Source organism: Clostridium muellerianum (assembly GCF_012926525.1).
GTDB lineage: Bacteria > Bacillota > Clostridia > Clostridiales > Clostridiaceae > Clostridium_AM > Clostridium_AM muellerianum.
On record NZ_JABBNI010000006.1, the window covers coordinates 1 to 25,097 of the forward strand.

Below are 25,097 nucleotides of genomic sequence, written 5' to 3' on the forward strand. Positions count from 1 at the left end.
AATTGATGGAACGCCGTATGCGATGAAAGTCGCACGTACGGTGTGGAGCAGGGGAAAAGCTGGAGAAATATAACAGTTAATTTTGATAGATTCAAAGTTAATTATCAAAAGCTTACCTATTGCTATTATACAGCCTCCAAAAAAAAGCGTCATGATGATTTATATTCTCCAGGTGGGGAAGGCGGTCACAGACCTGATAGAGCCCTTATTGTATACTGCAATAGAACTAGAGAGGCTTATAAAAATGTGCCAATTATAATTGGTGGTATAGAGGCAAGTTTAAGAAGGTTTGCACATTATGATTACTGGGACAACAAAGTAAGAAGAAGTGTACTAATTGATTCTAAGGCAGATCTTTTAATATACGGTATGGGAGAAAAAACCGTAGTTCAAGTAGCTAATCTTCTTAAATATGGTATGGAAATTAATAATGTAACAAATGTAAGAGGAACAGAATATTCATGTAAAGAAACAAATAATTTAAATGATTTTATAGAACTTCCTTCTTTTGAAGAAATATCTGAAAATAAAAAAAGCTATGCAGAAGCTTACAAAATAGAATATTATGAACAGGATGCTATAAGTGGAAAGACTTTAGTACAAAAACATGGGGATCATTATATTGTTCAAAACCCTCCTCAATTCACTTTAACTGAAGAAGAAATGGATATAGTATATAATCTTCCTTATACTAGAGCGTATCATCCTATATATGAGGCAAAGGGTGGTATTCCTGCTATTAAAGAAGTTAAGTTTTCTATTACAAGTCATAGAGGATGTTTCGGAGCTTGTTCCTTCTGTGCTCTTACTTTTCATCAAGGGAGAACTATTCAAACTAGAAGTCAAACTTCTGTTTTAGATGAAGCAAAACTTTTAACCACATTAGATGATTTTAAAGGTTACATACATGATGTAGGTGGACCTACTGCAAATTTTAGACATAAAGCATGTAAACCCCAAGAAACTCATGGAGTTTGCAAAAATAGGTTATGCCTTTCTCCTAGTCCTTGTAAAAACCTAATAGTGGATCATAGAGAATATTTAAGCCTTTTAAAACAAATGAGACAAATTCCTGGAGTTAAAAAGGTTTTTATACGTTCAGGAATAAGATACGATTATCTTATTTATGACAAAAATACTGCCTTTTTTGAAGAACTCTGTAAACATCATATAAGCGGCCAGCTTAAAGTAGCACCAGAACATATAAGCGACAAGGTTCTTAAGCAAATGGGGAAACCTAGTCGCAGCGTATATGATAGATTTGCTAAAAAATATTTTGAGATAAATAAAAAAATAGATAAAAAACAATATTTAGTGCCTTATCTTATGTCCAGCCATCCTGGCAGTGACTTAAATGCTGCTATAGAATTGGCCCTTTATATTAAAGATATGGGATATATGCCTGAACAAGTTCAAGATTTTTATCCTACACCAGGAAGCTTGTCAACTACAATGTATTATACAGGAATTAATCCGCTAACTAATGAAAAAGTTTATGTGCCTAAAGAACAAAAAGAAAAAAATATGCAGAGAGCTTTACTTCAATTTTCTATGCCCGAAAATTATAACCTTGTAAAAGAAGCCTTAATTAAAGCTCATCGTGAGGATTTAATTGGAAGTGGACCAAAATGTCTTATTCCCGAAACAGCACCTAGAAAAAGAAGGCATTCTAGTAAAGAATCCTCTGGTATTAAATCAAAAAATAAAAAATTTGATAAATCTAATACTAAAGTTAGACCTGAAAGCAAAAAAACTAAAAAAACTTTTAAAAGCAAATTTAAAAAATAACTTTTAAGTTAAAACACTCTGAAGTTTTATTCAACACTTCAGAGTGTGTTTTTTGTATAATATACCTATTTTTTCACCCTATTCAAAGCATATACTAAAGTTAACATCCACAACATATCTCCTGTTATATTCTGCGTAATAAAAGTAATTCCTGTAACCCACATTATATATTCTGCTATAGTTATAATGGAAGAGACAATTACTAAACTCATTCCTATTTTATTTATACTTTTCTTAGAAATAAATCCTACAGCAATAAATAATGTAATAGTATTTATTACAATATAACCCCAATATATATACGCATGCTGTATAAACATCATAGTGTATCCTAAGTTATTATAACCTCTTAAAAAGCATGTACATCTGATCATAATAAAAACATACAACGCTATCAAAATTCCTGCTATTATGAATACATAAGAAAAATTTATAGTATGTCCTTTCACAAATATGTACAATACAATTAGAATTATTAAAGGTACAGCAATTAAATTCATAAAAAACAAAGGTTTTAATAAATAAAGATATCTTATATTCCGAACTAAAAATAGTATTAAAAGTGCAGCATATCTTAAACTCATAGCTATTATTGCAATACGCGCTATAGTCTTAATCTTTTTAGGACAGTGTAAATCTAAATGAATGCTTTTAAATAAAAGTAAAATTACAATAAGTAGCAAAGAAATATAGATATAAAACTTTAACATACTACCTCCTGATACATTACTACTATTTTATATCTATTATAAGAATTAAGGTTATATTACTAAAAAATGCTTTTGAATTAAATATATAATTATTTAACTCAAAAGCACTTTTTAGGATATATTAGTTCCCAAAACTTGTATTCCTTCTTTTATGCATTCTATAACTAATGGAAAGTCCGGTCCTCTTTCACCGTCTATGTCCGTTACTATGTCTTCATGACATTCTACTTCTATTCTATTAGACTTAAAGTATACAAGACCTTCTGTGCCTTCTAAGTGCTCCCCTTTAAACATCTTTATAAAGAGGGCTATCATATCTTTTATCATTCCTGCTTTTATTATTATTACATCCAGCATTCCATCATCTAATTCGGCTTTATACGCAAACTTTAGATTTCCAGCAGTCTGTCCATTGAATACCATCATTAAATACATATAATCGTCAAATACATAATTCTCAGATGTTACCTTTATTTTAAGCTTTCTAAGACTAGCAAGCTGTTCTAATCCTTTAATGTAATAAGCAAGCTTACCAATTGTATTTTTTAAATTTACATCTGTTCTTTGAGATACATCTGTAAAAAGACCCGTACTTGCTACATTTAAAAAATATTTATCATTTATTTTTCCCAAATCCAGCTTTTTAGGCTTACTGTTCAATATTCGTTCACAGGCTTCCTCTACATCTTCTGGAACTCCAATAAATTTTGCAAAATCATTAGCAGTGCCTACTGGAAGTATTGCTATTGGAATATTTAAATCCAGGTTTTTCATCTGATTTACAGCTTCATCAATAGTACCATCACCACCAGCTATCAGAATATATTTATAAGTTTTATTTACCCCTTTAAGAGCTTCAATTATACTATGTTCATAACTAATTCTATAGGGTATAACTTCATATCCATATTTTTGATGTATTTTTATAACCTTATCAATATTCCCTATTATGGTATTTTCACCTGAGTATGGATTATATATAAACTTTACTTTCTTCATATAAAACTCTCCTACTTTTAATAAAGTTTATTATCTAGACTAAATATGTAACTTAGGCTAAACTTAAAATGGAATGTACATCCATTTTTGATAATTAACTATTATATTATAACACCTTATATAATAAATCCACAAGATTATCAACGATTCTTGTGGATTTATTCATAAATTATTAAATTTTAAATTTCTGGTGTAGTATGTTCAGAAATATTACTAAGTGCTTGTTCTGCTTGGTGTTGAAGATTAGGTTCAATAGCTATGTCTCCTAAAGATATTATTCCAACTAAATTGTTAGATTCTACTATAGGTAGTCTTCTAATTTGTCTTTCACTCATAACTCTAGATGCATCTTGAATATCCATATCAGGATTTCCCGTAACAGGATTCGAAGACATAATTTCCCTTATAGGTTGCTTTTTAGAATTTTCTCCATCTGCTGCAGATCTTATAGCTATATCCCTATCTGTAACTATTCCTATCACCTTATCACCATTACATACAGGAATTGAACCTACATTGTGTTTTCTCATAAGCTGTGCCGCTCTTTCAACATTGTCCTCAGCATTCAAGCTAACAATACATTTAGTCATTACATCTTTAACTTTCATAAAAAACACCTCTCTTCAAAATTTACACTTCAAAACTATTGTGTCCTTATAATGAATTGAATATAAGCGTAAATTTATAGAAAGTATTTCTTACAAACTTTTAGTTTTCTTTGATGATTTATATATAGCTAATGCAGTAAAAGCTATAACCATTATTGATATTATTGGAATAAAAAACTTAATTGAAAAAGGATGTTCTAAACTTTTTCCTATAACCGAATAAGAAATCATTTCTGGAAAAACACCTATCATAGTTCCTATAATAAAATCCTTATATTTCATTTTAGTTAAACCAGCAGCATAACTTAATGGATCATATGGAAATATAAACGATAATCTCATTATACACATAATCATAGTTCCATGCTTTTCAATATTTGAATCCAACTTCATAGCTTTGCCTTTTAAAAGTTTATCTACAAAAGATCTACCTAAAAATCGTGCTAAGAAAAAAGCTAAAGTACCTGATGTAAAACAACCTATCATGCTTAATAAAAGTGCTTTATAAGGTCCAAAAACATTTCCTGCTACAATTGATAAAAGCGAGACTGGAACTACTAAAGCTACAGGTTTTATAGAATACAATAGCACAAAAATTACTGAAGCAAATCTACCATAGCTTAAAATATAATGTTTCACATGTCTTACTCTCAAATGTGTTAATCTTTTTCCGTATTTGATCATAATGTATGCAACTATTATAATTAATATGGCTGCAGTAAAATACTGTAATACTCTTATTTTATTTTTTTTCATTAAGCTCCTCAACTCTCTATTTTTAATTGTTTTTCCTTATTAAATTCATTTTAACAAAAAATTTATAATTTTTCTATAAAAAATATTATATATACACTTAAATATTTTATTAAAATGCGTTATAATAGTTCTAAATACACAATGTGATTTTATAATTAATACAATACTTATTATATTATTTAGGAGTGATTATAATGGCTAAAATAGCTAAAAGTGCTGTACCTAATGTTTTTACGTTTGCTAATTTAGGTTGCGGTGTAATGTCTTTAATGATGACATTTCAAGAAAATTACAAATGGGCGGGTATTTTCATACTACTTGCATGTCTAGCTGATAGATATGATGGTAGAGTAGCAAGATTTTTAAATGTATCTAGTAATTTAGGAAAAGAATTAGATTCTCTTGCAGATCTAGTTTCTTTTGGAGTAGCACCTTCCATCCTTGCTTTTAATCTTTATGGCTTAACTAACTTTGGATTATTAGGATACTCTCTAGTATTATTATTACCTATAGCTGGCGCTTATAGACTTGCTAGATTCAATGTTACTGAATTTGATGGACAATTTTTTGGTATACCTATAACTTTTGCAGGTATGTTTATGGCTATATATTGTTTAATTACAATGAACTTTCTTGCACCTGTTGAACTTACAATTGTATTGTTAGTAGTTTTATCTTACCTTATGGTATGCAAACACAGATTTAAGAAATTCTAAAGAGGTGTGATTTTCACACCTCTTTTCCATTATTATTAATATTTTTTTCACTACTAGAAGTATCTTCTTCATTACTAACAGCATCTTTCCCATTGTTAGAACCATCTTCTTCACTATTATCAGTATCTTTTTCATTGATAGGCATATCTTTTTGAGTATTAAAAACCTCTCTTTCAGTATCAATAACATCTCCTGAATTATCAGAAGCACCTTTTTCAGAATTCTGTAACTTTAATTCATTGTCAATTTCTGTTTGTATATACTGAACCTGCATAGTAGATTGCATTATTTTGCCCTTTATTTTACAATAATCCATGTATCCAAAACTTGTCTTTTCCAAAACATCTATAACCTCATCTATTACATTTAAAAGGTCATTAGATGTATTTATAGCCTTTCTTACCTCCTTCTTATGTGCTAATGCTATATCATTCAGTTCCCCTGCTGCACCTACTAGCAGTCTATATGAATTAACTAATTTTGATAAATAATCAGTTAAATTATTTGTATCATTATAGTAATCTTCTATAATCTTTCTATATGCCATAAATACTCCACCATGTAAAATTTGATACCAATACTAATATATTTAACTTTACTCAAATTAATTCAAAATATTAAAATTTAGCATATATAAAATATTAAAAAAGAGAATTAGATTTAAAACCCTAATTCTCCTAAAATTAATTTTATATAATGTTATTCTCCAAGTACCTGCTTTCTTAATTTTAATCCTGTTTCTGTAACTGCTAATCCTCCAAGTGCTGTTTCTCTTAATTCACATGGAAGTTGCTTTCCAACCTTATACATAGCTGAAACAGTATCATCAAAAGGTATTTTACTACAAACTCCTCCCATAACCATATCTGCTGTAGTTAGTGCGCTAACTGTACCTGAAGCATTTCTTTTTGCACAAGGTACTTCTACTAATCCAGCTATAGGATCACATACTAATCCCAATATATTTTTTATTACTATAGCTGATGCATTTAACGCCTGTTCTGGAGTTCCACCCATCATTTCTACTACTGCTGCGGAAGCCATAGCTGCTGCGGAACCACATTCAGCTTGACATCCACCCTCTGCTCCTGCCATAGTAGCATTTTTAGCTATTATTATGCCTACTCCAGTAGCTGTAAATAATGCCTTAACCAATTCATCTTCTGTTTTATTTAATTTCTCTCCAGCACTTATTATTGTAGCTGGCATTATACCACAAGAACCTGCTGTAGGTGCAGCTACTATTTTTCCCATAGCTGCATTTACTTCTGAACAAGAAAGCGCTCTTGCCATTGCCTTAACCATAAAATCCCCTGTTAACGTTTTCCCAGATTGAGAATATTTATCTAACTTATAAGCATCTCCACCTATAAGACCACTTACTGATGTAACTTTATTTTTTAATCCATATTCAGCAGATTCCTGCATTACATTTAAATTTTTTCTCATCTTTTCAAAAACTTCTTCAGTAGTACTATTAGAAGCTTTAGCTTCTTCTTCAATAGTATATTCCCATATACTTAAATTTTTTTCTTTACATACTTCTATAAGCTCATATCCGTAATTAACCATAATCTTAGTTCTCCTCCTTTACAGGATTTATAGCTCTTGCATTTTTTATATTAGGTATTTTTACTATTTCATCTATTAGGTCTTGAGACACAACATTATCCACTTCAAATACCATTGCTGCTGCTGAACCCTTTCCACTTCTGTAAACTCTCATAAAAGCAATATTTATTTCATAATCATATAATACTGCAGTTACCTTAGCCACCATTCCTGGTATATCTATGTGATTTATTAGTATAGTAGGATATGCTCCTGTAAACTCTATATTTTCTCCATCTATACCTGTTATTACTATGTTTCCTCCTCCTATAGATGATCCTATTACTTCTACTATTTTGTTATCAGTTCTTGTTATTACGAACTTAACTGTATTAGGATGTACATCTCCAAGATCTGTTGGTATAAATTCTATTTCAATGCCTTTTTCTTTAGCCTTATCCATAGAAGTTTTTAATCCTTGGTCCCAAGGATCCATTCCAAGTATTCCTGCAACTAAAGCTTTATCTGTTCCATGTCCTTTGTATGTGCTAGCAAAGGATCCATGAAGGAAAAATTGCACTTTTTTAACTTCTCCACCAGCTATAGTCTTAGCAACTTTTCCCAATCTTGCTGCTCCTGCAGTATGAGAACTAGATGGTCCTATCATTATAGGTCCCAAAATATCAAAAGCACTGTATTCTCTCACTTTATAACCCAACCTTTCCATCTATCTATTTCTATAAAAATTACAAAAATTATTGTAATAATGCATTTGCTTCAACTTAATTATACAATAATTTTTATCGTTTTCATACATTTTTTGAAACTTTTTTGTAGAAATTTATAAAATTTAGATGGAAAATCTCCTTAATATTTTATTTATATGAATTAAATCATTCTAATTGCCAAGATTTTAACAAATTTTAAATTCATTTTATATACAAAAATAGCTGTCATAGTAAGAATACTTCATACAACATATTGTATGTGAATTGCTTAATAGGACAGCTCCCAATTATTCAAATATATTAATTATTTAAATACTAGTATTTATAAAAACAGCTTCCACCAATAAATTCTCTCAATATGGAATTATCTGGTACTAAATCCATCTCTACATTTTTAAAAAAGTGCAAAAAGCTCTTTAATCTTAAAGCTTCATAATACACAGGACTTTTAGAGTTTATTTTCTCTAATTCCTTTAATGCATACTGCTTTAATACGCATAATTCATATAGCAAAGTTGAGTTAAACATAACATCAGCATTTTCTTGAAACACAAATATATTTTTTTCTTCTCCACGCTTTATAGATGGCCACATTTTTAAAGTATCTTCTCCGCCATATCCCCTTGAAAGGTAATCTCTTACTATTCTTCTTATAATTCTTACATCTGTAGTTGCTATTCTATTATGATTATCTACATTTAATTGTGTAAGAGCACTTATATATATTTTAAATTTGTTTTCTTTAGGTATTGAACTAGTAAGCATTTCATTTAAACCGTGTATTCCTTCAATTATAAGCACTCCATTTTTAGGAAGTTTAATTTTTTGATTTATCCATTCTCTACTTCCTGTTTTAAAATTAAAAGAAGGTATTTCTACTTCTTCATAATTAAGTAGTTGTTCTAAATTTTTATTAAATAACTCTAAATCTAGAGCATATATGGATTCAAAATCATATTCTCCATTTTCATCCTTAGGAGTACTCTCTCTATTTACAAAGTAATCATCTAATGATATGGGAACTGGTATAAGTCCATTAACTCTAAGCTGTATTCCAAGCCTTCTAGCAAAAGTAGTTTTACCTGAAGACGAAGGACCTGCTATTAATATTATTTTAACATTTTCCCTTTCGCTTATCATATCTGCTATATAAGCTATCTTTTTTTCATGAAGTGCTTCTGCTACCCTTATTATATCTACAATTTCCTTATTTTCAACTTTATCATTTAAGGATCCAACATCCCCAACTCCTAATATATTTCCCCATTGTTCTGTTTCTCTAAATATTTTACTTAGCTTTTTATATTCCGTTGATTTAGGCATATTGAAAGGATCTGTTTCTATAGGATATTTAAGTAAGAAACCTGGTTCATAATACTTCAAATCAAATAAATTTATTACTCCTGTAGAATAAGCCATAGAACCATAGAAATAATCGTATCTACCATCTAGTTCATAAAGTTTAACAGTATCTGTATTTACATGATTTAATAATCTAACTTTATCTTCCATTTTATATGAAGTAAATATTTTTATAGCCTCTTCTCTATTCATACATACTTTCTTAATCTGAATATCTTTTTGGATTACTTCATTCATTCTTACTTTTATTTTTTGAATATCTTCTTCACTTAAAGGAACTTCTTTATGAATTTCACCAAACAAACCTTTGCTTAAAGCATGTTCTATAGTTATTTGAGCTTCAGGAAACAAATCTAAAACTGATTTGATAAGAATAAACTGCAGAGTTCTTATAAAAGTTTTACTTCCAAGTTTATCAGTAATATTTACAGTTTCTATATCTGCATCTTTTTCAATTTTTGATAAAAGTTCACAATATTCTCCATTTACCTTTCCAAGTACTATGGGAATATTGTCTTTGCAATCAACTTGTTTAATTACATCATATATGGTAGTTCCCTTGTCAACTAACAATTCGTTACCATTTATTCTAACCTTTAATTTAGACATACTCCATTCCCCCCATTTTTTTGTGTACTATTATTATACGTCATTTTATTAAAAATGTTCAAATTCAGTTATATTTTTTTACATTATACAGAAAATATATGTTAGGAGTTAAAGTAATTTATATATACTTTTAGCTTAAACTTCATAAAATCTAATTCTACGGAGGTATGTGGATGTTTACTGTACTTATTAGAACAGCTATACTATATTTTTTAGTCATTATATCAATGCGTTTAATGGGTAAAAAACAAATAGGTGAGCTTCAACCTTTTGAACTTGCTGTTACCATAATGATTTCTGAATTAGCTTCATTTGCAATTCAAGATACTAGAATACCAATTATACATGGAGTTATAGCTATTATCACACTGCTACTAATTCAAACATTTTTATCTGTACTTGAACTTAAAAGTGAAAAAATTAGACTTCTGCTAAATGGTAAGCCAAGTATTTTAATTAATAACGGAAAAATAGATATTAAAGAATTAAAACGCCAACAATTCAACATAAATGATTTAATGGAAGAACTTAGGCTTCAAGGTTACTATAATTTAGATGATGTACACTATGTCATACTGGAAACTAGCGGGCAAGTATCTGTTATACCAAAAACTGACCTTGCTCCAGCTACAAAAGGTGATTTAAAAGTACCATTTAAACAAGATACAATTCCTATTACTTTAATCTTAGATGGAAGCATAAATCACGATAATTTAAAAATACTAAATAAAGATGAAACCTGGCTTAATGAAAAATTAAAAAAACTTAATATAAATTCTTCTAAAGAAGTTTTTATAGCCCTTATAGATTCAAAAGGTAGTTTTTATTATCAAAAAATGCCATAAAGTAAAGGGATGTGATTAAATGAGAAATTTATTAGCTGCTTTTATAATTTTCACTAGTATGCTTCTATCTTTGATATTTTCCATAAACTATTTAGGTCGTGCTTGTACCAAATTAGATACACTTAATGCACAAATAGAACGCTCCATAGATACTCAATCTTGGGATGAAGCTTATAATAAATCTTTAATTCTTTTAGATAATTGGGATAACTGTACCCGCAAAATTTCCATTTTTGTAAACCATGCTGAAATAGACAATATTAACAATGAAATATGGAAACTTACTCAATACACTAAATGCCATAATGAAGATGAATCTTTAGCTTCTAATCATGTAATAAAATTTTTACTCAAACATATAATTAACATGGAAAAAGTAAATATTCAAAATGTATTTTAAAAATCTCACAAAATAATTTATAATTAAACTATGGAAAATATAAACTGAATAGACTATAATGTATATATAACGGATAGGTCCCGCCGGGCCTCAATCAGTCCCGTTCTATTGAAGATATAGCTATTTACGGATATGAGTATTTTTAATATTCGTATCCCATCAAAATATGAAAAAAATTTGGAAGGTGGAATACAAAATGGCATTAGTTACTACTAAGGAAATGTTCAAAAAAGCTTATGAAGGTAAATATGCAATAGGAGCTTTTAACATCAACAACATGGAAATACTTCAAGGTGTTGTCAGAGGCGCAAAAGCTAAAAACTCAGCTGTTATTCTTCAATGTTCTGCAGGAGCAATAAAATATGCTGGCGCAAAATATTTAAAGGCTATGGTAGATGCTGCTATAGAGGAAACTGGAATTGATATTGCTTTACATCTAGATCATGGTCCTGATTTTGAAACTGTTAAACAAGTTATTGATGCTGGATTTACTTCAGTTATGTTTGATGGTTCACATTATGAATATGAAGAAAATGTGGCAAAAACAAAAGAAGTTGTTGACTATGCACATGCTAGAGGTGTTGTTGTTGAAGCTGAACTTGGTGTTTTAGCTGGTATTGAAGATGATGTTGTTGCTGCTGAACATATATACACTGATCCAGATCAGGCTGTAGACTTTGTTAAAAGAACAGGTGTTGATTCATTAGCTATAGCTATCGGAACTTCTCATGGCGCATTTAAATTCCCAGTAGATTTTAAACCTCAATTAAGATTTGATATATTAGAACAAATACAATCAAAATTACCAGGTTTCCCAATAGTTCTTCATGGAGCTTCAGCTGTTGATCCTGAAGCTGTTGCAACTTGTAATAAATATGGTGGAGATATAGCTGGCGCTAAAGGTATCCCTGTAGACATGCTTAGAAAAGCATCTTCTATGGCTGTATGTAAAATTAATATGGATACTGACTTAAGATTGGCTATGACTGCTGCTATAAGAAAAACTTTCGGAGATAAACCAAAGGAATTTGATCCAAGAAAGTACTGCGGAGCTGGAAGAGATTATATTCAAAAAGTTGTTGAAAACAAAATTTCAGATGTACTTGGTTCAACTGATTCTTTAAAATAATACTTAAAAATTCCTTAAAGAAAGGCTAAGCCTTCTTTAAGGAACTTTTATTTATAAATAGATATTTAATTTTTACGTAGTATAATAAAATAGCAGGATTCGCCTTAATTTTTAAGAGCTAAATTATAAAATTATCAATAATTACATGTACAACTGAAATTACTAGTTTTGATTTTAACTTTTACTGCCCCTTGTATCATTTTATTTTTAATTTGTTAATTCTTTTTTTACACATTTAGAATTATGTTTATAACATAGTTCTATGAATTGATTATCTGGTACAAACTTTAGTTGAACCCTTTCGCCATTATACTTTACTACTGCAGAGTAAATTTCTGCTTTTGAAGTTACTGGATAAAACTTTAACTTTTTTTTGGGTAAATTATTTATAGCCTTTAAATGCTTACTACTTTCAGTAGCTAAAATTTCCATATCCTTTATATTAAACTCAATACACTTTTTTCTACTGACCTTGCCGATTATTTTACATATGCTTATTTCATCTTTATTAAATTCATATTCATATTCAACATATAAATATCTTTTAAAATAGCCAGCTCCAATAGCTGCAGCTGCCAATACTACCGCTGGAATCATTTGATATGTTACCACCATAATTAGTGCCAGTATAAATCCTACCACTGTCACTGATGATAAAGATTTATATTGAACTGTTTTATACGTAGTAACCAATTGCTTATAATAACTATTCATTTCATTTACCTCCTATCCATTATTAAATAACACATTGAAGTTAAACATTTTAGAAAATATTATATAAACCTTTTGATAACATTGTAGCACAGTTTACTAATTTATGGTATTTGATAAATCACAAATAAATATCGTATAATAAAAATTAATATATAACTGTTCTATACAAAACAGTAGAAAGGAGACAAACTAAATGGAGAAGGATTTATTACATATTCCACAAATGATTTTGATTGGTTCATCAAGTCGTAACAGTGGAAAAACCACTCTTGCTACTGAATTAATTAATCAACTAAAAAATAGTTATCACATTATTGGATTAAAAGTAACTACAATTCAACAAAAAAATAGCAAATGCCCAAGAGGTGGGAATGGATGTGGAACCTGCTCTAATATGCAGGGGAACTTTGAACTATTAGAAGAAACTAATAGAAACACTCAAAAAGACACTTCACTTTTATTATTATCAGGTGCTGAAAAAGTATTTTGGCTTAAATGTTTGAAATCTCATATTCAATGCGGAATTGAACAATTTATGCTACAAATTCCTAAAAACACTTTAATAATTTGCGAATCTAACAGTCTTTGTACTGTTGTTAATCCTGGATTTTTCATAATGGTAAATAACTCAAAAAATTATATAATAAAAAAATCTGCAAGTGAAGTAATTAAAAATGCAGATATTATTGTAGAAAACGATTTTAAAACCAGTGTTAATTCCATAGCAAAAAAAATAGCAGTAAAAGTATTGCAGAACAATCTGAACTCCAATATTGTACTTCTTAATAAGCAAACACCCAGCAAAAACTAACCTTCAAGAAGAACTTTTTAATTATAATTTATATTAAATCTAAGTATAATTAATTGTAGAATATATTTAAGCCATACCTTTGACATATAATTATTTTGCTTTGATCTAAAGCTTAAAATATCAACAGGGAATGGCTTAAATATAACATTAGCTATGGAAAGTAAATATTGTTATTGTAAAACCACGTCAATCATTAACTAATTTCTACAATCCACCCCTTTGGAGCTTCTATATCTCCAAATTGAATTCCATAAAGCGTATCATAAAGCTTTTTAGTTACAGGTCCTACTTCTGTTTCACTATGAAATACATGCAAATTTCCTTTATGCTCTATTCCACCAATCGGAGTTATTACTGCAGCAGTTCCACATGCACCAGCTTCTTTAAATTCATCTAAGTTTTCAATTAAAACATCTCTTTCTTCTACTTCCATATTTAAATATTCTTTTGCAATATGTAGTAATGAATACTTAGTTATACTTGGAAGAATTGATGGTGATTTTGGAGTAACAAATTTATTACCTTTTGTTATTCCAAAAAAATTAGCCGCTCCAACTTCTTCTATCTTAGTATGAGTAGCCGGATCAAGATAAATACAATCTGCAAAACCTTTTTTAGTTGCTAATTCATGTGGATAAAGACTCCCTGCATAGTTACCTCCAACTTTTGCTGCACCTGTACCATATGGAGCAGCTCTATCATATTCTGCTATATTAAAGTTTACAGGAGTCAGACCGCCCTTAAAGTAAGGTCCTACAGGTATACAAAATATAGAAAATATAAATTCAGGAGCTGGTTTAACACCAATGTTATCTCCTACGCCTATTACGAAAGGCCTAAGATAAAGAGTTGCTCCAGTACCATAAGGAGGTACATATCGCTCATTTGCTTTAACAACCTTAATACATGCATCTATAAATTTTTCTACAGGCACTTCTGGCATTAAAATACGTCTACAACTATCTTGCATACGCTTTGCATTGCTATCTGGTCTAAAAAGTTGAATTTCACCATTCTTTGTACGATAAGCCTTTAGCCCTTCAAAACATTCTTGCCCATAGTGAAGAGCAGTAGAAGCTTCGCTTATACTAATCATATTATCTTCAACTAATTGTCCTTCATCCCATTTTCCATCTTTCCATCTTGAAATATACCTCAAATCTGTTTTAATATAATTAAAGCCCAAGTTCTTCCAGTCAATACTTAGTTCTTTACCCATTAAAAACACCTCCAAAGAGAAATAATACTTTCTAAAACATTTATTTATATATTATCATAGAATTCTGTACTATTATTCCTCAATATGCCATAAATATTTAAACTTCCAATAATTTAAATATTTATAAAATGTATTGTATATAGCAAAACCATACAACTTTGGAGGTGGTTAGCATAAAACAAATAAAAACAAGATTTTATAATATTGTGTAAAACTATACATTTAGAATATTTTTATAGTTGTTTTTGTTGGAATTTGGTTTATAAATTCCGCATCTTCTTTGGAAACCCTTAGTCCAAAGCCTATATTTTCTTTACTATAATAAAACGTATCCAATCCAGTTATCTGTGTAAAATAACCTGCATCTATATAATTCAACGAAAGGTTTTTCCCCTTAATTCCCACTTTATAGTTTCCTTTCTGTATATCATCAGATGATACAATATTGAAAACTCTAATTTTTTTCCACAAATGTCGCGTTCTTCTATAAACTGTACATACATGATCATCCAAATTGACCAATATGTAATAATTAGTATCTGACTCAAAATTTTGTGTTTCTTTTAATCGTCTCTTAATTTCTTCTTGTATTTTACTTATAAATAATTCATCCACTTTTCCTGTTATCTTCATATTATTTTCTTTTTGTATCCTTTTTACAACCTCTACTGTATCAACACTATTTAAGTCCCCATTTGCCTTTATATTATAACCTAAATCCATCATTTGTTTTTGAATATCTGTAGATACTGGAGTAAATCCATTATTATCATCTACTGAAAACTTATTATTATATGACAATAGCCCCTTAGCTGTTGTAGGACCAAATATTCCATCCTCATGTATGTGTAATTTTCTTTGTAACTTTTGTACAGCTTCCTTTGTATCTTTACCATATATACTATCTTCTACAAGACCAGCTCCATTATATAAATTTAATGCACTTTGAATTTGTTTTACAATATTTCCTTTATCACCAAACTTAACTATTCTATTAAAATTCTTATTTATAATACATTGATCTTGTTTATTTATAGTCTTAATTGATACACCTTGAGCATATACATGTTTATTAGTTCCTAATGTTATCCCCATTGCTAATGATAATGCTATCATTACTTGATTTGTACTCTTCAAAATTAATTCCCCCTACATTTTGCAATTAAAAATTGTAAAATTATACATAATCTAAACACATTCATCATCTATTTTATATATAATTTTATGTAATTCAATATAATTTGCCTAAAAAGGAAAAAAACGAACATAAAAAGACTTTTTTTATTTAAAGTCTTTTTATGTTCGTTTTTTTCACTTTTATGCATTTATATTTTAAATTGATATTTTGAAGCATACATAATAGTTGTCAAATGATAGTTCAATATTGCCTCCATTAGACTGTACTATTTTTTTTATATTATATAATCCATATCCTCGATTTTTTCCAGACTTGCTAGAAAATCCCCTATTAAACATTTCATTAATGCTAGGTATTGCCAATGAAATTGCACTATTTTTAGTTTCTATAATGTTTTTATCTTTATCCTTAAATATTTTTAGTATAACACTTTTATCTGAATCATCACTTACAGCTTCAAAAGCATTGTTTAAAATATTATTTAATATGTCTGAAAGTTCATATTCCTTTAATTTCCATTCAAGTAGGTTATTATTTATATAATATGAAAAATTTATATTCTTTTTTTCTGCCTCACAACGCTTACTGTATATTATAGCTCTTACTATCGAATTATCTATATACATAATATCATCAATACATTTAGCAGAATAATTCACACTTTTTATATATTTCAATAAAACAGATTTTAATTCCTCTTCTTTAGAAACTTGAATTATTCCATTTATAGTATTTAAGTAGTTCTTAAAATCATGTTGTTTAGCTCTTATCTCTTCTATAATGTTTTCAACAATAGGATGGTACTTTTCATACATTCCTACAATTTTCTTCTCTTCACTTACTTTAGCAATATAATAGCACAAGAAAAAATTTAAAATAACTATAAATATAAGCATAATAATAAATGTTATCATGTTATTCAATATTAAATTTTTATTATACTGCCAAATTATTTTAAAAACCAATATATATCCAACAAAATTTAATATAATATAGTACACTATTCTTGAATTTATTTTTGTAATACTATATATTTTTTTATTTGGTACACAATAATTTATTACTATGGAAAATAACAACAAAACTACCTGTACACTTAATTGAAATCTAAAAAATATATAATTGAAATCTTTAACAAGAACTTTCAACACATATATTGTAATTAACTGCAAAATAATTATTACTATAGAATATATACAAACCTCCATTGAAGATTCTATGAAACTTTTACCATAAAAAAAACAAATTAAAAGAGCCAGAATTATATATTTAATAAGTATTCCATAGTATGTAAAAAGGGAACAAACGATAGTTTGTACACATGAATAAAAAAACACTATACATAAGTTATTTAATATTTTTTTATCTTTATTTAAACTAAATTTACACCATAAAATCATAAAAGAACTTATTTCAAAAAATGTAATAACAAACATTTTAACTATTTCCATTTATTATCTCCCAATATTAAAGACTTAAATCTTATATCTATTAAATACTTTTTGTTAAAATTTCTGCAACAGCATCTTTAAACTTGTAGCTTAAAAGAGCCTTTTCTTTATAATTTACAAAACTTACTTTCCATAGCTTTGTTGATATGGACTCTATCTTATCTATAAGTTTTACATTTACCGCAAACGATTTATGGCTTTGCAATATATAATCACTATTAATAATAGTTAAAGCTTTTGCTAAAGACATTTTTTTAGGTTGATATTTTCCTTTTTTAGTATGTAAAGTAACTTTTCTTAAATTCACTTCAATGAAAAAAATTTCATCTACGTCTAATTTTACACTAATGCTATCCTGCAAAATAAAAACTACATATTTATTTTCATTTTCCTTAATACTATACCTGTATTTGCCTGAAACAAGAAATCTTGTTGTTTCAATTATCTCCTCTTTCTTATAAGGCTTAATTATGTAATCATAACAATGAATTTCCTTAAATGCTTGAAGCATGTACTTAACATGTGTGGTTATGAAAATTATCCAAGTAAACTTATATATCTCCATTTTTCTTAATTCTGAAGCTAAATTTAATCCTGATGAATCTTTCAACATAATGTCTATATAAAAAAAATTAATATAAGTTTCCTTTGATATTTTTAATGCTTCTTGCATAGATTGAGCTTCATATATGTCTAAATTCTTATCTGATTCACATATCATTTCTACAAGATTTTTCCTCTGTACATAATCATCTTCAACAACTAATACACTTACCATTTTAAAGTATACCTCCCTCCAAATTACAAAATATGAGTAAATATGGTTTCCAATACATTTTATTTCATATTAATTTTATTTTCAATGTAAATATTTACATTTTTTCATTTATAAGTATGATACAAATTATATTTGTAACTGCCTGTCAAAGCATAAAATATAACTAATTGATAAATTTATATCTATATTTTTCAATATATTAATAAACACGTTTACCCTTAAAGTAGATATTTATGTTATAATTCAAATTACAAGTAATATTTTACAAGGAGTTTTTATATGAACGAATTTGAAACAAGAATAATTGATGTAAATGTTGAAGATATAAAATTAAAACTAGAAAACATAAATGCAACTAATGTAAAAAAAGAAAATCAAATAAATAATATATATGATTTCAATAATAGAGCATTGATAAATAACAAAGGATATGCAAGAATAAGAATAGTTGATGACTTACTTAATAATTCTACTCATTATTATATGACTACAAAGAAATTATTAAGTCAGGGAACATATAAAATAATGGAAGAAAATGAAACTGAAATACTAGACGCTACCTCTGGTGAAAATATATTTAAATCACTTGGTCTAGAACTTGTTCAATCAATAAAAAAATATAGAGAAAGCTATAAATATAAGAACACTCTAATAGAAATTGACATAAATGACAAAAGTTTTTGTCCTTTTCCTTATATAGAAATAGAAACATCCGATGATAAAGAATTAGAAGAAGTACTCTCTTTACTTGGTTATACTATGAAAGATACCACATCAAAAACTATATTTAAAATATTAGAGGAAAGAGGACTTTAGAATTGGAGAATTAAATATGTTCGGTTATGTCACTCCATGCAAAATGGAGCTTAAAGTAAAAGATTATGAAAAATTTAAAGCCTATTATTGTGGTCTGTGTAAATCTATAAAAACTAATATAGGTAACCTTCCAAGAATGGCCCTTAATTATGATATGACTTTTTTGGCCATACTATTGGACTCATTAAATGATATAGACCCTATTTACACAAAACAAAAATGTGCTATACATGCTTTTAAAGGTAAAGTTATAATAAAAAATAACTCTTGTTTGGATTATGCTGCTTTTTGTAATACAGCTTTAAGCTATTACAAATTTCTAGATAACGTAAATGATGATAACTCTGCTAAAAGTAAAATTTTTTCACTACTTTTTAAAAATTACTTAAAAAAAACCCCAACAAATTTTAAAAAACATATTACTCAAATAGAAAATATACTAACCAGACTGTATAAGCTTGAAGCCAATGCTATAGATTCATCAATAGATTCCCTAGCCCATCATTTTGCAGATCTTACAGGATTTATTTTATCCTCATACAATAATGATGATAATAAAGAGCCATTATATTGGCTTGGATATAATCTTGGCAAATGGATTTACATTATAGATGCCTTTGATGATTTAAAAGATGATATAGCTCATGGTAAATTTAATGCTGTAAATTTTTGTTTTAACAAGGATAACCTTTGTTATGAAGAATTTTCAAAACAAATACAGCAACGAATCGATTTTATTTTAGGTACTTGTGCTTCACAATGTATTTATTTTTTGAACAAGTTACAACTTAAAAAAAATGAGGGCCTATTATATAACATTCTGCAATATGGTCTTCTAGAAAAAATGGATAAAGTATTTAAAAGGAGTGCTGATAAAGATGAGAAATCCATATGAAATATTAGGAGTAAAGGAAACCTCCTCAAAAGATGAAATTAAAAAGGCTTACAGGGAATTAGCAAAGAAATATCATCCAGACCAATATGGTAATAATCCACTAAAAGATCTAGCTGAAGATAAAATGAGAGAATTAAATGAAGCTTATGATTATTTAATGAAAAATACACCTGATACTTCTTATTCTAATAATTACAATGGAAGCTCTAATAATAATTCTTCATATCAATCAATCGAAATGGAGATTAGAAATGGTAACTTTTCTTCAGCTGAACGAAAACTAAATAGCATTACTACAAGAGATGCTGAATGGAATTACTTAATGGGACTTCTTAATCTTCAAAGAGGCTGGTATAATGATGCCTACAATAATTTAAGTATGGCTTGTAATTTAAATCCTGGAAACATGAAATATAGAGAAGCTTTTAGTAGATTAAATAACATGAATAATTCTTATAGAGAACCTTATTATAACAATAGAAGAAAAGACACTAGCTTATGCGATATATGTGCTACTTTGTACTGCCTTGACTGCTGCTGTGAATGTAGTGGTGGTGATCTTATAAGCTGCTGTTAAAGTTAGGAGTGTATTTATATGGATAGTAAAAATACTAAAGCTTCCTTCATATCTAAAGGAGGCCTTCTTACAGCTTTTGGAGTTATTTGTATATATTTAAGTACTGTAATGCCAGTAAATAAGCTTTATTTACTGGCAATAGCTTCTTGTATTATACCACTGTCCGTAGTTACAACAAATATAAAAAATGCACTAATTATATATGTCTCTACCTGCATTCTATCTATACTTATATGTGGTATTAAGGTTACAGTTATATCTTATATAATCTTTTTTGGTTTATATGGTGTGTTAAAATATTATATTGAAAAAATAAGAAAAATGTATATAGAAATTTTATTAAAATTGGCTTTCTTTAATATGGCTATGCTTTCTATGTTTCTTATTTACAAGTTTTTCTTTCCCAATGTGTTAAATTTAAACATATCAATATATTTAGTAATTATAGGCAGTCAATTTGTATTTTTAATATATGATTATGTTTTAACTTTATTTATAGATATAATAAATAGAAAACTTAAAATTTAAAACTTTTTTCTTAATATTATTGACATATTAGTCATATATGGTATAATATTTTGTGTTGATAAAAATATTGCCCATTAGCCAAATGGTAAGGCACCTGCCTCTGGAGCAGGCACTGTGTTGGTTCGAATCCAGCATGGGCAGCCATTAAAGAATCCTTAATTTTAAGGATTCTTTTTTTATTTATGTTTCAAATAATAAACCTTGACAAAGCGTTTCTATTATTATAAAATTTAGAATAAGTTAATTATAAGGCTTTGAAAAGGAGTAGTAATATTTATATCTTCAAAAGAGAGCTGTTAAATTGGTGGAAAACAGTGTTGATAAAATATGAACTCACCTTAGAGCTTATCTGCTAAAAAGTAGATACGGTTAAAACCGTTACATTTTTAAGTGAAACCTTTATAGGGTTTAATTAGAGTGGTACCGCGGAATTTTGGCCTTTCGTCTCTTATATAGACGAGGGGTCTTTTATTTTATTTAAGTATTGTCAATAATACCAATTATAAATTAGTAATATTTAGCTAATAGATAAAAATGTGAAAAGGAGCGATAACATGGGTAACTATGGTACTAACGTTGATGAAAAGTGGCAAAAAAAATGGGAAGAATCAGGAATTTATAAATTCGATGAAAATAATCCAGGAGAAAAACTTTACACACTTGAAATGTTCTCTTATCCATCAGGAAGCAAACTTCACGCAGGACACTGGTTTAACTATGGACCTGTAGATTCTTGGGCTCGAATGAAACGAATGCAAGGATATAATGTGTTTCAGCCTATGGGGTTTGATGCTTTTGGTCTTCCTGCTGAAAATTATGCAATAAAAACAGGAATTCATCCAAAAGACTCTACTATGAAAAATATTGAAACTATGGAGAAACAGTTAAAAGCTATGGGAGCTATGTTTAACTGGGAAAATGAAGTAATTACATGCCTTCCAGATTACTATAAATGGACTCAATGGGTATTTTTGAAACTTTACGAAAAAGGCTTAGCTTACAGAAGCGCAGCACCTGTAAATTGGTGTCCTAGTTGTAATACAGTACTTGCTAATGAACAAGTACATGAAGGTGCTTGCGAAAGATGCGGCACTGAAGTTGCCAAAAAGAATTTAACTCAGTGGTTTCTTAAAATTACAGATTATGCTGAAGAATTATTACAAGACTTAGACAAGTTGGATTGGCCTGAAAAAACTAAGGCTATGCAGAGACATTGGATTGGTAAATCAAAAGGTGCTGAAGCTATTTTCAAAGTAGATAAATCTTCTGTTGAATTCAAAGTATTTACAACTAGAGTAGATACTCTATTTGGTGTTACTTACGTAGTTTTAGCCCCTGAAAATGATCTAGTAGACGAACTTACTACTGATAAATATAAAGAATCAGTATCTAAATATAAAGAGGATGCTAAAAAACAATCAGATATAGAAAGACAATCTATTACAAGAGAAAAAACTGGAGTATTTACAGGCTCATATGCTATTAACCCTATAAACGGAAGAAAAGTTCCTATATGGGTTGCGGACTATGTTTTAAATACTTATGGTACTGGTGCAGTTATGGCAGTTCCTGCTCATGATGAAAGAGATTTTGCATTTGCTACAAAATACAATCTTCCAATAGAACGAGTTATTGAGGGAGGAGATTCTCTTCCATATACTGAATACGGTAAAATGATTAACAGCTCAGAATTTAACGGTCTTTCTGGAAGCGAAGGTAAAGAAGCTGTAGTAAAAAAACTTCAAAGCATAAATCTTGGTGGATGGAAAGTTAACTACAGATTAAGAGATTGGTTAGTTTCAAGACAAAGATATTGGGGTGCTCCTATTCCTATAGTATATTGTGAAAAATGTGGAACAGTAGCTATACCTGAAGAAAATCTACCAGTAGAACTTCCTTATGATGTTGAATTTTCACCTGATGGAAAATCGCCTTTGTCAAAATCCCCAGAATTTACAAATACTACTTGTCCTAAATGTGGAGGACCTGCTAAAAGAGAAGCCGATACTTTAGATACTTTTGTTTGCTCTTCATGGTATTACTTAAGATATCCTGATAACAAAAATTCAGAAAAAGCTTTTGATACTGAAAAAATAAACAGGATGCTTCCTGTAGATATGTATGTAGGCGGACCAGAACATGCGTGTATGCATCTTTTATATGCTAGATTTATAACAAAAGCATTAAGAGATATGGGATACTTAAACTTTGGTGAACCTTTCTTATCATTAAGACATCAGGGATTAATTCTTGGACCAGATGGATTAAAAATGAGTAAGTCAAAAGGAAATACTATATCACCAGATGATTACATTAAGGAATTTGGTTCAGATGTATTTAGAATGTATCTTATGTTTGGATTTGATTATACAGAAGGCGGTGCATGGAGTGATGATGGTATAAAATCCATAGGAAGATTCGTAGATAGAATTGAAAGAATTATGGATTCTTGTAGAGAAATAATTAATACCACTAAAAATGATAAAACTTCATTAGATAAAGCAGAAAAAGCATTAAATTATGTAAGAAATTTCTCTATTAAATCTATATCAGAAGATGCTAACAAATTCCAGTTTAATACTTCTATAGCAAGACTTATGGAATACACAAATGCTCTTTCTAAGTATTTATCAGAGGATACAAAGAATGCTACTTTCTTAAAGGATACTATAATTGATTTTGTAAAACTTATTGCACCATTTGCTCCACACTTTGCAGAAGAACAGTGGAATCTTATAGGTATGCCTTTCTCTATATTTAATGAAAAATGGCCTGAATTTGATTCTAGTGCATTAATAAAAGATGAAGTAGAGATTGCAATTCAGATTAACGGAAAAGTAAGATCTAAAATTAATATAGCTACAGGTTTATCTGATGATGAAATAAAAGAAATTGTACTTAATAACGATGATATAAAATCTATGATTAAAGATAAGGAACTTAAAAAGATTATTGTAGTTAAGGGAAGACTTGTAAACATAGTAGTAAAATAACTCATTTATAACTATAAGGACTAAACTTATTAAAAGCTAAAGTTAAAAAATTACTTTCAAACTTTAGCAAATAAAAAACCATGCATACAAGAAAATTTTTCTACTTATGCATGGTTTTTATATTTTCATGGAAATCTTATAATTTCTACAATATCTCCAAAATTATTTATACATTTCAAGAACTTTTTCCGTACTTCTTAGCAAACTAGTAAGTTCGGCTACTTCTCCTTCTTCTATAAGCTTGTTTAATTTAGATTGATATATTTTAGCTTCAGACAACTTTCCCATAGAAGATAGTGTTATAATATTATTCATTATATCTGAAATAAGACTAGACTTTACTTCAAACAATTTTTGAGCATCTTTTATTTCATCTTTTATCTCAAGCATTTGCTCATCTAATTGAAAAGCTGCATCTGCTGCACTTTTCAATTTCAATTTTATATTATTAGGTATTTCATGCTTATATTTATAGTTAAGCGAATGCTCTATAGTTGCCCAAAAATTCATTGCTAAAGTTCTTATTTGAAATTCTGCTAGAATATCTTTTTCACCATCTGCCATATTTACAGGATATTTTATAATTACATGATAACTTCTATAACCACTTTCCTTTACATTTGTTACATAATCTTTTTCATACAGTATCTGCATGTCTTTTCTGCACCTTATTATTTCAACAACCTTTTCAACATCATCAACAAATTGGCACATAACTCGTATACCTGCTATGTCTTCTATTTCACGATCTATTCTATCTAAAGGTATGTTAAACTTATTAGCTTTTTCTAATATACTGGATACTTCCTTTACTCTGCCTGTAATAAATTCTATAGGTGAATATTCATTCTTCCCTCTGTACTCTTTTCTTATACTTCTAAACTTGACTTTTAATTCTTCCACTGCTTGCTCATAAGGTATTAAAAATGTTTTCCATTCCCCTATAGCCATATGCACTCACCCCTATACAGTTGAT

At 28.6% G+C, this 25,097-nt stretch carries 24 protein-coding genes, 1 tRNA gene, 1 pseudogene and 1 other annotated feature; of the genes and pseudogenes, 12 read left to right on the forward strand and 14 right to left on the reverse strand.

Annotated elements, in window-relative coordinates; translation table 11 throughout:
• Positions 1-123 precede the first annotated feature (123 nt).
• Positions 124-1,788, forward strand: a pseudogene (locus tag HBE96_RS02015) (YgiQ family radical SAM protein); the annotation flags it as partial.
• Between the two features lie 65 nt (positions 1,789-1,853).
• Here the strand turns inward: HBE96_RS02015 and HBE96_RS02020 are convergent.
• The 4 genes from HBE96_RS02020 to HBE96_RS02035 form a co-directional block, all read right to left on the reverse strand.
• The gene (locus HBE96_RS02020) at positions 1,854-2,498 is read right to left on the reverse strand and encodes a hypothetical protein (protein WP_169296108.1); all 645 of its coding nucleotides are present in this window, start codon (positions 2,496-2,498) and stop codon (positions 1,854-1,856) included.
• 111 nt (positions 2,499-2,609) lie between these two features.
• Positions 2,610-3,497: a YegS/Rv2252/BmrU family lipid kinase gene (locus tag HBE96_RS02025; RefSeq protein ID WP_169296109.1), complete on the reverse strand. Its 888-nt coding sequence runs from the start codon at positions 3,495-3,497 to the stop codon at positions 2,610-2,612.
• Between the two features lie 179 nt (positions 3,498-3,676).
• A complete protein-coding gene (locus HBE96_RS02030; RefSeq protein WP_169296110.1) occupies positions 3,677-4,105 on the reverse strand; it encodes a CBS domain-containing protein in 429 nt (142 codons plus the stop codon).
• A gap of 90 nt (positions 4,106-4,195) precedes the next feature.
• Positions 4,196-4,861 carry a TVP38/TMEM64 family protein gene (locus HBE96_RS02035; RefSeq protein WP_169296111.1) on the reverse strand — a complete coding sequence of 222 codons (666 nt, stop codon included), beginning with the start codon at positions 4,859-4,861 and terminating at the stop codon, positions 4,196-4,198.
• 194 nt (positions 4,862-5,055) lie between these two features.
• Here HBE96_RS02035 and pssA point away from each other — a divergent pair, with 194 nt between their 5' ends.
• Positions 5,056-5,577, forward strand: a complete 522-nt coding sequence (gene pssA, locus HBE96_RS02040) for a CDP-diacylglycerol--serine O-phosphatidyltransferase (RefSeq protein WP_169296112.1) — start codon at positions 5,056-5,058, stop codon at positions 5,575-5,577.
• 13 nt (positions 5,578-5,590) lie between these two features.
• Here the strand turns inward: pssA and HBE96_RS02045 are convergent, their stop codons facing one another.
• The 4 genes from HBE96_RS02045 to HBE96_RS02060 all read right to left on the reverse strand — a co-directional run bounded on the left by HBE96_RS02045 (position 5,591) and on the right by HBE96_RS02060 (position 9,827).
• Entirely contained in the window at positions 5,591-6,124 is a 534-nt protein-coding gene (locus tag HBE96_RS02045; RefSeq protein WP_169296113.1) for a hypothetical protein, read from the reverse strand.
• A 152-nt stretch (positions 6,125-6,276) separates the two neighbouring features.
• Positions 6,277-7,149 (reverse strand): L-serine ammonia-lyase, iron-sulfur-dependent, subunit alpha, encoded by an 873-nt coding sequence (gene sdaAA, locus HBE96_RS02050; protein ID WP_169296114.1) that lies wholly within the window; start codon positions 7,147-7,149, stop codon positions 6,277-6,279.
• 4 nt (positions 7,150-7,153) lie between these two features.
• The gene (gene sdaAB / locus HBE96_RS02055) at positions 7,154-7,834 is read right to left on the reverse strand and encodes an L-serine ammonia-lyase, iron-sulfur-dependent subunit beta (protein WP_169296115.1); all 681 of its coding nucleotides are present in this window, start codon (positions 7,832-7,834) and stop codon (positions 7,154-7,156) included.
• Positions 7,835-8,171: 337 nt separating this feature from the next.
• The gene (locus HBE96_RS02060) at positions 8,172-9,827 is read right to left on the reverse strand and encodes a nucleoside kinase (RefSeq protein WP_169296116.1); all 1,656 of its coding nucleotides are present in this window, start codon (positions 9,825-9,827) and stop codon (positions 8,172-8,174) included.
• Positions 9,828-10,000: 173 nt separating this feature from the next.
• Here HBE96_RS02060 and HBE96_RS02065 point away from each other — a divergent pair, with 173 nt between their 5' ends.
• From HBE96_RS02065 to fba, 3 genes are all read left to right on the forward strand, one after another.
• Positions 10,001-10,672, forward strand: coding sequence for a DUF421 domain-containing protein (locus HBE96_RS02065; protein ID WP_169296117.1), 672 nt, complete (start codon positions 10,001-10,003; stop codon positions 10,670-10,672).
• A gap of 19 nt (positions 10,673-10,691) precedes the next feature.
• Positions 10,692-11,072 (forward strand): DUF4363 family protein, encoded by a 381-nt coding sequence (locus HBE96_RS02070; protein WP_169296118.1) that lies wholly within the window; start codon positions 10,692-10,694, stop codon positions 11,070-11,072.
• 196 nt (positions 11,073-11,268) lie between these two features.
• Positions 11,269-12,201: a class II fructose-1,6-bisphosphate aldolase gene (fba, locus tag HBE96_RS02075; RefSeq protein WP_169296119.1), complete on the forward strand. Its 933-nt coding sequence runs from the start codon at positions 11,269-11,271 to the stop codon at positions 12,199-12,201.
• Positions 12,202-12,408: 207 nt separating this feature from the next.
• On the opposite strand, the gene HBE96_RS26120 is transcribed toward fba, so the two are convergent.
• Entirely contained in the window at positions 12,409-12,915 is a 507-nt protein-coding gene (locus HBE96_RS26120) for a hypothetical protein (protein ID WP_243186803.1), read from the reverse strand.
• Between the two features lie 193 nt (positions 12,916-13,108).
• On the opposite strand from HBE96_RS26120, the gene HBE96_RS02085 reads away from it, so the two are divergent.
• Complete coding sequence (locus tag HBE96_RS02085) at positions 13,109-13,726, forward strand: hypothetical protein (RefSeq protein ID WP_169296120.1); 618 nt, start codon at positions 13,109-13,111, stop codon at positions 13,724-13,726.
• 193 nt (positions 13,727-13,919) lie between these two features.
• On the opposite strand, the gene HBE96_RS02090 is transcribed toward HBE96_RS02085, so the two are convergent.
• The 4 genes from HBE96_RS02090 to HBE96_RS02105 all read right to left on the reverse strand — a co-directional run bounded on the left by HBE96_RS02090 (position 13,920) and on the right by HBE96_RS02105 (position 18,312).
• On the reverse strand, positions 13,920-14,945 hold the full coding sequence (locus HBE96_RS02090) for a branched-chain amino acid aminotransferase (RefSeq protein WP_169296121.1): 1,026 nt from the start codon (positions 14,943-14,945) through the stop codon (positions 13,920-13,922).
• Between the two features lie 222 nt (positions 14,946-15,167).
• A complete protein-coding gene (locus HBE96_RS02095; protein ID WP_169296122.1) occupies positions 15,168-16,082 on the reverse strand; it encodes a peptidoglycan-binding domain-containing protein in 915 nt (304 codons plus the stop codon).
• Between the two features lie 195 nt (positions 16,083-16,277).
• Positions 16,278-17,534, reverse strand: coding sequence for a sensor histidine kinase (locus tag HBE96_RS02100; RefSeq protein ID WP_169296123.1), 1,257 nt, complete (start codon positions 17,532-17,534; stop codon positions 16,278-16,280).
• A 40-nt stretch (positions 17,535-17,574) separates the two neighbouring features.
• Complete coding sequence (locus tag HBE96_RS02105; RefSeq protein WP_169296124.1) at positions 17,575-18,312, reverse strand: LytR/AlgR family response regulator transcription factor; 738 nt, start codon at positions 18,310-18,312, stop codon at positions 17,575-17,577.
• A gap of 279 nt (positions 18,313-18,591) precedes the next feature.
• Here HBE96_RS02105 and HBE96_RS02110 point away from each other — a divergent pair, with 279 nt between their 5' ends.
• From HBE96_RS02110 to leuS, 6 genes are all read left to right on the forward strand, one after another.
• Complete coding sequence (locus tag HBE96_RS02110) at positions 18,592-19,128, forward strand: class IV adenylate cyclase (RefSeq protein WP_169296125.1); 537 nt, start codon at positions 18,592-18,594, stop codon at positions 19,126-19,128.
• A gap of 16 nt (positions 19,129-19,144) precedes the next feature.
• The gene (locus tag HBE96_RS02115) at positions 19,145-20,023 is read left to right on the forward strand and encodes a DUF5685 family protein (protein ID WP_169296126.1); all 879 of its coding nucleotides are present in this window, start codon (positions 19,145-19,147) and stop codon (positions 20,021-20,023) included.
• A complete protein-coding gene (locus HBE96_RS02120) occupies positions 20,007-20,600 on the forward strand; it encodes a J domain-containing protein (protein WP_169296127.1) in 594 nt (197 codons plus the stop codon). Before HBE96_RS02115 ends, HBE96_RS02120 begins: the two co-directional genes overlap by 17 nt.
• An 18-nt stretch (positions 20,601-20,618) precedes the next feature.
• Positions 20,619-21,128: a hypothetical protein gene (locus HBE96_RS02125; RefSeq protein WP_169296128.1), complete on the forward strand. Its 510-nt coding sequence runs from the start codon at positions 20,619-20,621 to the stop codon at positions 21,126-21,128.
• A gap of 68 nt (positions 21,129-21,196) precedes the next feature.
• Positions 21,197-21,272 (forward strand) — tRNA-Gln (locus tag HBE96_RS02130).
• 101 nt (positions 21,273-21,373) lie between these two features.
• Positions 21,374-21,580: a binding site (T-box leader), on the forward strand.
• A 102-nt stretch (positions 21,581-21,682) separates the two neighbouring features.
• Positions 21,683-24,121 carry a leucine--tRNA ligase gene (gene leuS / locus HBE96_RS02135; protein ID WP_169296129.1) on the forward strand — a complete coding sequence of 813 codons (2,439 nt, stop codon included), beginning with the start codon at positions 21,683-21,685 and terminating at the stop codon, positions 24,119-24,121.
• Positions 24,122-24,283: 162 nt separating this feature from the next.
• Here the strand turns inward: leuS and yjbM are convergent, their stop codons facing one another.
• On the reverse strand, positions 24,284-25,072 hold the full coding sequence (gene yjbM / locus HBE96_RS02140; RefSeq protein ID WP_169296130.1) for a GTP diphosphokinase: 789 nt from the start codon (positions 25,070-25,072) through the stop codon (positions 24,284-24,286).
• Between the last annotated feature and the right edge of the window lie 25 nt (positions 25,073-25,097).